Genomic DNA, 11,150 nt, shown 5'->3' on the forward strand with positions numbered 1-11,150 from the left:
GGTCTTCGCGCTCAGAATCGCTCAGCACGAGTTCCCCTTTGGACCGTCCACTCATCGTTGCCTCCGCGTATCAAGTGCTACACAGAACACTTTAGTACGTGATCGGCATCTTTCAATGAATTTTTAACTCAGGACACTAGCAGGACTCTGACCATGACTGACAATACAAGCCTGATGCGCGTCGCAGCGCATCCCATGAATACAACTGGTGTGAAAGCGACTGTGCCGACTATGCGGTGTCATGCGGAGAAGTGCGAGTTCTCACTGCATATCGGTCTGTTTTTCGATGGTACCGGCAACAACCAGGACTGGGTTGAACCGGGGACAGGAGGAACACAACTAGAACGCCGCAAAGATAGCAACGTCGCACGTCTGTTCCGGGCGTATCCAGCTGAGCACGCGGCTGGCTTCTATCCCCTGTACATACCCGGCGTCGGCACGCCATTCGACAAAATTGGCGAAGATGCATCGACCAAGTGGGGCATGGGTTTCGGCGCTGGAGGCGATGCACGCATTGTGTTTGGACTGCTGTCGGTGCTGAACGCGATGCACGGTTCAATCGACAGCAGCAATCGACCAATGATTTCCGCGGAAAGCGTCAAGGCGCTATCCAGAAATAATTGGCTACCGCAGGGGATTGGTACAGAAGAGAGCGCTAACCTTTTATCCCCGTCTGACCAGTATGCACTTGACCAGGTCGGCATGAAAGATCAGGGCGGACTGCTGACGATGAACGGCTTCACGTATCGCACGCAGTTCCTCAAGGCACAGTTCGCCCAACTTGCACAGAAAATCAGTGACACGCAGCACCCGAAACTGGTTGAGGTCTTCATCGACGTGTTCGGCTTCAGCCGCGGTGCAGCGCAAGCACGCGTGTTCTGCAATTGGCTGGACGAATGTTTCGAGGGTGACACACTGGCGGGCGTGACCTCCCATATCCGCTTTCTCGGCATTTTCGACACGGTGGCCGCAGTTGGACTGGGGCCCGCCGCCGGCAGATGGGCCAACGGCCATAATGCTTGGGGAGAGCCCAAAAATCTCCGGATTTCGTCGCGGGTTCGCCACTGTGAGCATTACGTTGCCATGCACGAGCAGCGTGAATCGTTCCCGCTTGAGGATGTGCAGGCGCCCGGCGATGCGATGCCTCCGAACTGCCGGCAATTCCGTTTCCCGGGCATGCATTCAGACCTTGGCGGTGGCTATCTGCCCGATGAGCAAGGCAAGAACGAACGTACTGACAACAGCAAGCTCTCGCAGATACCACTCAATATGATGTATGACGCGGCCTGCGCCGCTCTTGTACCCCTGAAGCAAGAGATCGCGCTTGATGCCAAGACCAAATGGGACCCATTCGAAATTAGCGAGAGACTGGCGGTGGCCTATAGGACATTCATCAAAACCAACGGCACCACCACCCGCCAAATCGCCGACTGCCTCATCGACATCCTCGCGTGGCGCTTCCGCTTCCGCGACAGCTACGGGAAGTTGCCGTTCGTTCAGCAAGCGACCCAAACCGAGCAAAGCGACCTGCTGGGCGCACACAATGTCTTCCTGAAGGACATCCGCGAGATCGACGATGCCGAACACCGGGTCTATTACGCACGCGAAGGCGTCGCCACATCGAAACTATCCCTGAGCGGACAAATCTTCCGGCAATCGGCCGCTGAAAATCACTTGACCGAGGCGTATGACGCGCACGCCAGCATTCCACGTGATAGACGCCACATTTACGGACTGGTCAGGACCCGCAAGCTCAGCCCGATCGAACTCGATTTCTTCAGCGAATACTGTCACGATTCTTTCGCGGGCTTCAAACCATTCGACAACTGGTCTGGCCGCGCTCTTTCGCGCAACGCGCCGTGGGAAAGCGGTGGTTACCTGAAATTCCGCACTCGTTACGCGGGTGAAAGTCTGCGGCTCGCGCTGCTGGAATCCATTTCAGAGGTTTCCGCCGAGGTATGAGCGACACGGGTCCGACATCAGTGCGCGAGCGTCACGTTTGACGCGCGCCGCGTAGTTGAACCGGGCGCAAACCATGCCCGAGAACCCACGCCACGCTCAGATCGCCTGAGCCCGCCCCGGAAAGGTCTCGTCATAGCCTGAGCCGTCATCGACTTCGGCGGCCGTCCCGCGTTGCTCGCGGTACATCATCGGCGGCAGGCCGAACTGCTTGCGGAATTCGCGTCCCAGATGCGAGGCATCGGAAAAGCCACAGCTCGATGCGATATCCGCCACCGTTTTATCCGAACTCGTCAGCAGCCACGCAGCAGTACGCAAACGCACCTGCTTCGCATACGCCTGCGGCGCTTTACCGGTTTGCGCCTTGAAAAGCCGTTCGAGTTGACGCGGCGAGAGATCAAGCTTGCGCGCCAGTTCATCGAGCGACAGCGAACGCCCCACGTGCTGCTCCATGAGCAGAATCGCGCGCTTCACCTTTGGATGCGCGGCGGGCGCCAACCCCGGTGGATGCGGTTGCGGCGCGTTGCCCTTCTGCATATCGTCGACCAGCAGAATCCGCAACGCCTTCTGCACCGTGGCCGTTTCAAAGTGGCGCAGCAGAATCGCGGCCGCCACGTCGATCGACGCTCGCCCACCGGAACACGTAATGCGCCGACGGTCGATCACAAATAGCCGGTCCGCCACCAGCGCCTCCTCATTGACCGCCGGAAAGCGTTCGATGAAATCCCAGTAGTGAAACCAGCTCACGCAGATGCGGTGGCCGTCCAGCACGCCCGCGCGCATCAGCGAGAACACACCCGTGCACATGCCGACCAGCGTCGCATCGGTAGCGGCGGCGCGGCGGATGAAGGCCAGTGTCGCTTCGTTCGCGGCCGGCCCGGAATGCAGCAGGCCGCCCACCACGACGACGTAATCGAACGGTTCGGCGTTGTCGAACGTCTCCCACGGCGTGATCTGGATTCCGCAACTGGCACGTACCGGAGCGAGGGTTTCCCCTATCACGCTCCACGAGCAGCGCACGGGCTTGCTGAAGTCGCCTTCATCCGCGGACAGGCGCAGCAGGTCGACGAAACCCGAGAACGCCGTCAGCGTGAAGTTCGGCAGCAGGATGATGCCGAAGCGGATGCGCTGCTTCGAGGGACCGTCGATCGATTGAAGGGGAAGCGGTTCAGCGGAATTCATGCATGCAGCCAGCAAGGGAAAGGGTTGATTCAAGCATAGCACCGGGGAAAAGAAGCGCTCGCGAGTGCCACCAGTTAATGCCACCAGCCTGACCCTCGTCAGGCACATTCAGCGGTGGCACCAGCATCGCCAGCCGCAACCGCACCGCCTGTCGCAAATGCGTCAGAAGTCATCGCAAATCCGCCGCCACGCTTTGCCGGCGGCCCGCTTGACGCCACTATCCCACTGTCATGCCGTTTTTATTCTATCGGTCCAATTTGACGTGCGGTGCAATAGGGGCTAGTTCAAGCCAAACCCGGCACCCCAGCTAATTCTGGTATCGCAACGTATAAGGCACGTCATGAACGTCAGCGTATTCGATCTGTTCAAGATCGGCATCGGTCCCTCCAGCTCGCACACCGTCGGGCCGATGATCGCTGCGTGCCGCTTCGCCTCGCATATCGAAGACGCCAATCTGCTGAGCTTCGTGCGCCGCGTCAAGGTCGAACTGTTCGGCTCGCTCGGCGCGACCGGCAAAGGGCATGGCACGGACAAGGCGGTGCTGCTCGGCCTCGAAGGCAATCTACCTGATCTGATCGACCCGGACGCGATCGAACCGCGCCTGCAGGCGATGCGCGAAACGAAGCAACTGGTGCTGCTCGGCAAGCATCCGGTCAAATTCGACGAGCGCGAGCACCTCGGCTTTTTTCGCAAGCTGATGCCGGGTGCGCCGGGTTCGAGCATCGTGCATCCGAACGGCATGCGTTTTCAGGCCTTCGACGAGAACGGCCAACTGCTGGTGGAGAAAGAGTATTACTCGATCGGCGGCGGCTTTGTGATCAATCGCGAAGGCGACCGCGTCAACGGCCTGCGCGCCGGCGCGGACGTGCCTTACGCGTTTCGGACCGGCGACGATCTGATGCGCGTGTGCCGCGAAACCGGTTTGTCGATCGCAGAGGTGACGCTGCGCAACGAATGCGCGTCGCGTACCGAACAGGAAGTGCGTGAAGGTCTGCTGGCGATCTGGCGCGTCATGTCCGCTTGCGTCGAACGCGGCTGCAAGGTGCGCGGCGAGTTGCCCGGCCCGATGCACGTGAAGCGCCGCGCGGCCGACCTGTGCGCGCAATTGCGTTCGCGCTCGGAAGAGTCGCTGCGCGATCCGCTGTCGATGCTCGACTGGGTCAATCTCTACGCCATGGCCGTGAATGAAGAAAACGCAGCGGGTGGGCGCGTCGTCACGGCGCCGACCAACGGCGCGGCCGGCGTGATTCCCGCGGTGCTGCATTACTACGTGAAGTTCATGCATGCGTCGAACGACGCGGGCATCGTCACGTTCCTCCTGACGGCGGCTGCGATCGGCATCATCTACAAGGAAACCGCTTCGATCTCGGGCGCTGAAGTGGGATGCCAGGGCGAGGTGGGCGTGGCGTGCTCGATGGCCGCAGCGGCGCTCGCAGCCGTGATGGGCGGTACGCCGACTCAGGTCGAAAACGCCGCCGAAATCGGCATGGAACACAACCTCGGCATGACTTGCGATCCGGTCGGCGGCCTCGTGCAGATTCCCTGCATCGAACGCAATGCAATGGGTGCGATCAAGGCGCTGAACGCCGCGCGCATGGCGATGAAGGGTGACGGCCAGCACTACGTGTCGCTCGATAACGTGATCAAGACAATGCGCGAAACCGGCGCGGATATGAAGACCAAATACAAGGAGACGTCGCGCGGCGGCCTCGCCGTGAACGTCATCGAGTGTTGAACCAGTCAAGAATCAAAGAGTAACAACAGGACCCAAAGGACCAACAATGAGCCGCTATTCGATATTCAGCCTGTTGCGCAACGGGATGTCGTATCACGAGAACTGGGAGCGTCAGTGGAAAAGCCCCGAGCCTAAGCGTGAGTACGACGTCGTGATCGTCGGCGGCGGCGGGCATGGTCTCGCCACTGCCTATTACCTCGCGAAAGAACACGGCGTGCGCAATATCGCCGTGCTGGAGAAAGGCTGGATCGGCGGCGGCAATACCGCGCGCAATACGACTATCGTGCGCTCGAATTATCTGTGGGACGAATCGGCCGCGCTCTATGAGAAAGCGATGAAGCTCTGGGAAGGCCTGTCGCAAGACCTTAACTACAACGTGATGTTCAGCCAGCGCGGCGTGATGAACCTCGCGCATACGTTGCAGGATGTGCGTGACACCGAGCGTCGCGTGAATGCAAACCGGCTGAACGGTGTGGATGCGGAATTCCTCACACCGGAACAGATCAAGGAAATCGAGCCGACCATCAATCTGAACAGCCGTTATCCGGTGCTCGGTGCGTCGATTCAACGCCGTGGCGGTGTGGCTCGGCACGATGCGGTGGCGTGGGGTTTCGCCCGCGGGGCGGATCAACATGGCGTCGACATCGTGCAGAACTGTCAGGTCACGGGGATTCGTCGTGACGGCAGCCAGGTGGTCGGCGTGGATACCACCAAGGGTTTCATCAAGGCGAAGAAGGTCGCGGTGGTCGCGGCGGGCAATACGTCCACGCTCGCGGACATGGCCGGCATTCGTTTGCCTTTGGAGAGCCACCCGTTGCAGGCGTTGGTCTCCGAGCCGATCAAGCCGGTCGTCAATACGGTGGTGATGTCGAACGCGGTGCACGCCTACATCAGCCAGTCCGACAAGGGCGATCTGGTGATCGGCGCGGGTGTCGATCAATACACGGGCTTCGGTCAGCGCGGCAGTTTTCAGATTATCGAAGGCACGCTCGAAGCGATTGTCGAAATGTTCCCGGTTTTCTCGCGTGTGCGGATGAATCGCCAGTGGGGCGGTATCGTCGATGTGTCGCCGGATGCGTGCCCGATCATCAGCAAGACCGACGTGAAGGGGCTTTATTTCAACTGCGGCTGGGGCACGGGCGGCTTCAAGGCGACGCCCGGTTCGGGTTGGGCTTATGCACATACGATCGCGAAGGACGAACCGCATCCGCTGAACGCGCCGTTCTCTTTGGACCGTTTTTACACCGGCCATCTGATCGACGAGCACGGCGCCGCCGCTGTTGCCCACTGACACTAGGGAGATCCACATGCTGCTGATCGAATGCCCATGGTGCGGGCCACGCGCCGAAACCGAATTTTCCTGCGGCGGCGAAGCGGACATTGCGCGTCCGCTCGACACCGAAAAACTCACCGACAAGGAATGGGGCGACTACCTGTTCATGCGCAAGAATCCGCGCGGCGTGCATCGTGAGCAATGGATGCACACGCAAGGATGCCGCCGCTGGTTCAAGGCGCAGCGTGACACGGTGAGCTACGAGATTCAGGGCTACGAGACGTTCGACCGTCCGCTGCTCGCGATGGATAGCAACGAGGCTAACGCACAAGACAAGGCACAAGAGGGTAAGGCACCATGAGCCAGAAAGACCGACTCCCCAGCGGCGGGCGCATCAACCGCGCAATCGTACTGAACTTCACGTTCAACGGCCGCAAGTATCAGGGCTATCAGGGCGATACACTCGCGTCCGCGCTGCTGGCGAACGGCGAGCACTTCGTGGCGCGCAGCTGGAAGTACCACCGGCCGCGCGGCATCGTGACGGCGGGTGTGGAAGAACCGAATGCGATCGTGCAACTCGAAACCGGCGCGTACACGGTGCCGAACGCGCGCGCAACTGAAGTGGAGTTGTATCAGGGGCTCGTTGCGACCAGCGTGAACGCGCAGCCGAGCATCGAAAAAGATCGCATGGCGATCAACCAGAAGTTCGCGCGCTTCATTCCGGCGGGCTTCTACTACAAGACCTTCATGTGGCCGCGCAAGTTCTGGCCAAAGTATGAAGAAGTGATCCGCGATGCGGCTGGTCTAGGCAAGGCGCCCGAGCAAACCGATGCGGACCGCTACGACAAGTGCTTTGCGCATTGCGACGTGCTGGTGGTCGGCGGTGGCCCGACGGGTCTGGCGGCGGCACATGCGGCGGCATTGTCGGGCGCACGTGTGACGCTGATCGACGATCAGCCCGAACTCGGCGGCTCGCTGTTGTCGTGCCGCGCGGAGATTGACGGCAAACCCGCGCTGCAATGGGTCCACAAGATCGAGGACGAGTTGCGGCAGATGCCCGACGTGAAGATCCTGTGCCGCAGCACTGCATTTGGTTACCAGGACCATAACCTCATCACCGTCACGCAGCGGCTCACCGAGCATCTGCCGGTGTCGCAGAGAAAGGGCACGCGCGAACTGATGTGGAAGATCCGTGCGAAACGCGTGATTCTCGCAACGGGCGCGCATGAGCGGCCGATCGTGTTCGGCAACAACGATCTGCCGGGCGTGATGATGGCTTCGGCTGTGTCGACGTATCTGCATCGCTATGCGGTACTCCCCGGACGCAATGCCGTGGTGTTCACCAACAACGACGACGGTTATCAATGCGCGCTCGATCTGAAAGCGGCGGGTGCCCAGGTGACGGTCGTCGATCCGCGAGCGGGCGAATCGAAGGGCACGCTGCCCGCGCTCGCGCGGCGCTACGGCGTCAAAGTGATGAACGGTGTGGCCATTACGGCCGCGCACGGCAAGCTTCGCGTGTCGTCTGTCGACATAGCGTCGTATTCGAATGGACAGGTCGGCGCGAAGCAGAGCGAGTTGCCCTGCGATCTGCTCGCGATGTCCGGCGGCTGGAGTCCCGTGTTGCACCTGTTCGCGCAATCGGGCGGCAAGGCGCACTGGCATGACGACAAGGCCTGCTTCGTGCCGGGCAAGGCGATGCAGGCGGAGACGAGCATCGGCGCGTGTGCCGGCGACTTCACGCTGGGACAGGGTATTCGCTTTGCGGTCGATGCCGGTGTCGAGGCGGCGCGTGCGGCTGGTCACATCGTTGCACGACCGACTCCGGTGCAGGTGACAGAGATTACCGAAACGAAGATGCAACCGCTGTGGCTCGTCGGCGGTCGCGAACTCTCGACGCGCGGGCCGAAGCAGTTCGTCGACTTCCAGAACGACGTCTCGGCGGCCGATATTTTCCTGGCGGCGCGCGAAGGCTTCGAATCCGTTGAACACGTGAAGCGTTATACGGCGATGGGTTTCGGCACCGATCAGGGCAAGCTCGGCAACATCAACGGCATGGCGATTCTCGCGCAGGCGCTCGGCAAGACGATTCCCGAAACCGGCACGACGACGTTCCGTCCGAACTACACGCCGGTGACGTTCGGCACGTTTGCCGGTCGCGAACTGGGCGAGTTTCTCGATCCGGTACGCAAGACAGCGGTGCACGAATGGCATGTGGAAAACGGTGCGGCGTTTGAGGACGTGGGCAACTGGAAGCGCCCCTGGTACTTCGCGAAGCCGGGCGAGGACATGCACGCCGCTGTCGCGCGTGAGTCGCTGGCGGTGCGCACGAGCGTCGGCATTCTCGATGCCTCGACGCTCGGCAAGATCGACATTCAGGGCCCCGATTCGGCGAAGCTGCTGAACTGGGTCTACACGAATCCGTGGAGCAAGCTGGAAGTCGGCAAGTGCCGCTATGGCCTGATGCTCGACGAAAACGGCATGATTTTCGACGACGGCGTGACCGTGCGTCTCGCCGACCAGCACTACATGATGACCACCACGACCGGCGGCGCGGCGCGCGTGCTCACGTGGCTCGAACGCTGGCTGCAAACAGAATGGCCGGACATGCGCGTGCGGCTCGCCTCCGTAACGGATCACTGGGCAACCTTCGCCGTGGTCGGCCCGAACAGCCGCAAGGTTTTGCAGAAGGTGTGTCACGACATCGACTTTGCGAACGCGGCGTTCCCGTTCATGAGTTATCGCGAGGGTACGGTAGCGGGCGCGGCATCGCGCGTGATGCGGATCAGCTTTTCGGGCGAACTCGCTTATGAGGTGAACGTGCCCGCGAACGTAGGACGCGCAGTGTGGGAAGCGTTGATGGCCGCAGGTGCGGAATTCGACATCACGCCGTATGGCACGGAAACCATGCACGTACTGCGTGCGGAGAAGGGTTACATCATCGTCGGTCAGGATACGGATGGTTCGATGACACCGTACGACCTCGGCATGGGCGGGCTGGTCGCGAAGTCGAAAGACTTTCTCGGCAAGCGTTCATTGACGCGAACGGACACGGCGAGGACGGGGCGTAAGCAACTGGTCGGACTGCTCTCGGACGATCCGTCGTTCGTGATTCCCGAAGGCTCGCAGATCGTTGCCGGTCCCTTCCAGGGCGATACCGCGCCGATGCTCGGCCACGTCACGTCGAGCTATTACAGTCCGATCCTGAAACGCTCGATTGCAATGGCGGTGGTGAAGGGCGGTCTCGACAAGATCGGTGAAACGGTCACGATTCCGCTCGCGAGCGGCAAGCAGATTGCAGCCAGGGTCACCAGTTCGGTGTTCTACGACAGCGAAGGAGCACGTCAACATGTGGAATGAAACAAGAGGGACAGTGTCGGCAGTGGATCGCGCTGTCGGCCAGCAAACGGGCGTGTGGCAGGAATCGCCGCTAGTGGGTACGGATGCGCTGCTGAAGAAACATCAGGCGACGGCTTCGGCGGCGTTCCGCTTGAGCGAGCGGCCGTTTCTGGAACTGGTGAACGTGCGCGGCGATACGCGCGATGCTGCGTTCATGAAGGCAGTGGAAAGCGTGATCGGCTGCCGGCCTCCCGAGAAAGCGAACACCATCGCGCGAGGCAATGGTTACGACGTGCTGTGGCTCGGCCCGGACGAGTGGCTGGTGCGCTCGGCCATGGCGCACGACGCAACCCACACCGCGCCGTTGCAGGCGAAGCTCGGCGCGGCATTTGCGGGCGTGTTCGCGTCGGCCGTGGATATCGGCAGCGGCTATACGGTGCTCGACATCAGCGGCACCCGTACGCGTGAAGTGCTGGCGCGCGGTTGCCCGCTCGATCTGCACCCGAAATTGTTCGGTGAAGGACAGTGCGCACAGAGCCACTACTTCAAGGCATCGATGACACTGTTGCCCTCCGGCGCGGATAGTTTCGATATCGTCGTGCGCCGCAGTTTTGCGGACTACTTCGTCAAGATGATGCTCGACGCGGCCGAGCCGCTGATGTCGTGAAATGCGGCGAGCGGTGTCTTTCTGAAGCACTGCTCGCGGCTCTCCCGGCCGCCGACTGACATGACGTCGACACGTCTAGCTACCTCGCGTCTCACTGAACGCGCGTGCCATCAAGGCGATGCCCACGCCGCGCTCGCGCTGCTCGATCAGAGCATTGTGTTGCGGCACCGGCGCATCGCGCTGATCCGCTATCTCCTTGCGCAGCAACTCGGCGCACCGCTTCAACCGCGGCATCACGAATACGTTGAGAAAATCGCCGCCCGTTTGAGCGCGGATGCGCTTGCGCGTATTGCCGGCGCGGCGCGAGCACGGTTGCGCCCGTAGGTCTCGTGAACGGCAGGAACGACGCCCCCGTTCCATCCCGATGACGTATTTCTTCTATGTGGCCGATTTATGTCGGCGTCTACTGAATTGCACTGATCGGAACGTCCACGCGGCAGCCGCCGCATCAACGAGGGAATGACATGTCTACCGCTTTTCAGCCTCGCGCGAGCGCAGCCGCCAGACTCGAGCGACTGCCGTTCTCCGGATATCACCGGACCATCTTCATCATCATCGCGATCGCATTCTTCTTCGACTCGGTCGATCTCGGCACGATGACCTTCGTGCTGGGCTCGATCAAGAGCGAATTTCATTTGTCCACCGCGACGACAGGGTTGGTCGCGAGCGCGAGCTTCTTCGGCATGGTGATTGGCGCGGCTGTCGCCGGATTGCTGGCTGATCGCCTCGGACGGCGCCCCGTGTTTCAGTGGAGCATGGTGCTGTGGGGGCTCGCATCGTATCTGTGCTCGACCGCGCACAGTGTCGAGGCGCTGATCTTCTATCGCGTGCTGCTTGGTTTCGGGATGGGCATGGAGTTTCCTATTGCGCAGACGCTCCTGTCTGAATTCGTGCCTGCAGCGTCACGCGGGCGTTTGATTGCGCTGATGGATGGCTTCTGGCCGCTCGGGTTCATCACGGCGGGTGTGGTGTCGTATTTCGTGTTGCCGGCGTTC

General features: G+C 61.1%; 9 protein-coding genes. 8 read left to right on the plus strand and 1 reads right to left on the minus strand.

What is annotated here, in order from left to right:
- The first annotated feature begins 153 nt into the window (after nucleotides 1-153).
- Nucleotides 154-1,962 (plus strand): DUF2235 domain-containing protein, encoded by a 1,809-nt coding sequence (locus VFE81_RS05030; RefSeq protein WP_325043543.1) that lies wholly within the window; start codon nucleotides 154-156, stop codon nucleotides 1,960-1,962.
- A gap of 96 nt (nucleotides 1,963-2,058) precedes the next feature.
- Here the strand turns inward: VFE81_RS05030 and VFE81_RS05035 are convergent, their stop codons facing one another.
- On the minus strand, nucleotides 2,059-3,141 hold the full coding sequence (locus tag VFE81_RS05035; RefSeq protein ID WP_325043544.1) for a GlxA family transcriptional regulator: 1,083 nt from the start codon (nucleotides 3,139-3,141) through the stop codon (nucleotides 2,059-2,061).
- 340 nt (nucleotides 3,142-3,481) lie between these two features.
- Here VFE81_RS05035 and VFE81_RS05040 point away from each other — a divergent pair, with 340 nt between their 5' ends.
- The 7 genes from VFE81_RS05040 to VFE81_RS05070 form a co-directional block, all read left to right on the plus strand.
- The gene (locus VFE81_RS05040; RefSeq protein WP_325043545.1) at nucleotides 3,482-4,876 is read left to right on the plus strand and encodes an L-serine ammonia-lyase; all 1,395 of its coding nucleotides are present in this window, start codon (nucleotides 3,482-3,484) and stop codon (nucleotides 4,874-4,876) included.
- A 46-nt stretch (nucleotides 4,877-4,922) separates the two neighbouring features.
- A complete protein-coding gene (locus tag VFE81_RS05045) occupies nucleotides 4,923-6,167 on the plus strand; it encodes a sarcosine oxidase subunit beta family protein (RefSeq protein WP_074287583.1) in 1,245 nt (414 codons plus the stop codon).
- A gap of 16 nt (nucleotides 6,168-6,183) precedes the next feature.
- Nucleotides 6,184-6,510 (plus strand): sarcosine oxidase subunit delta, encoded by a 327-nt coding sequence (locus tag VFE81_RS05050; RefSeq protein WP_325043546.1) that lies wholly within the window; start codon nucleotides 6,184-6,186, stop codon nucleotides 6,508-6,510.
- Complete coding sequence (locus VFE81_RS05055; RefSeq protein ID WP_325043547.1) at nucleotides 6,507-9,509, plus strand: sarcosine oxidase subunit alpha family protein; 3,003 nt, start codon at nucleotides 6,507-6,509, stop codon at nucleotides 9,507-9,509. Before VFE81_RS05050 ends, VFE81_RS05055 begins: the two co-directional genes overlap by 4 nt.
- Nucleotides 9,499-10,155 (plus strand): sarcosine oxidase subunit gamma, encoded by a 657-nt coding sequence (locus VFE81_RS05060; RefSeq protein ID WP_325043548.1) that lies wholly within the window; start codon nucleotides 9,499-9,501, stop codon nucleotides 10,153-10,155. The genes VFE81_RS05055 and VFE81_RS05060 overlap by 11 nt, the downstream gene beginning before the upstream one ends.
- 60 nt (nucleotides 10,156-10,215) lie before the next feature.
- Nucleotides 10,216-10,479, plus strand: a complete 264-nt coding sequence (locus VFE81_RS05065) for a hypothetical protein (protein WP_325043549.1) — start codon at nucleotides 10,216-10,218, stop codon at nucleotides 10,477-10,479.
- Between the two features lie 140 nt (nucleotides 10,480-10,619).
- On the plus strand, nucleotides 10,620-11,150 hold a 531-nt coding region (locus tag VFE81_RS05070; protein WP_325043550.1), incomplete at its 3' end, for an MFS transporter.

Source organism: Paraburkholderia sp., from assembly GCF_035656215.1.
GTDB lineage: Bacteria > Pseudomonadota > Gammaproteobacteria > Burkholderiales > Burkholderiaceae > Paraburkholderia.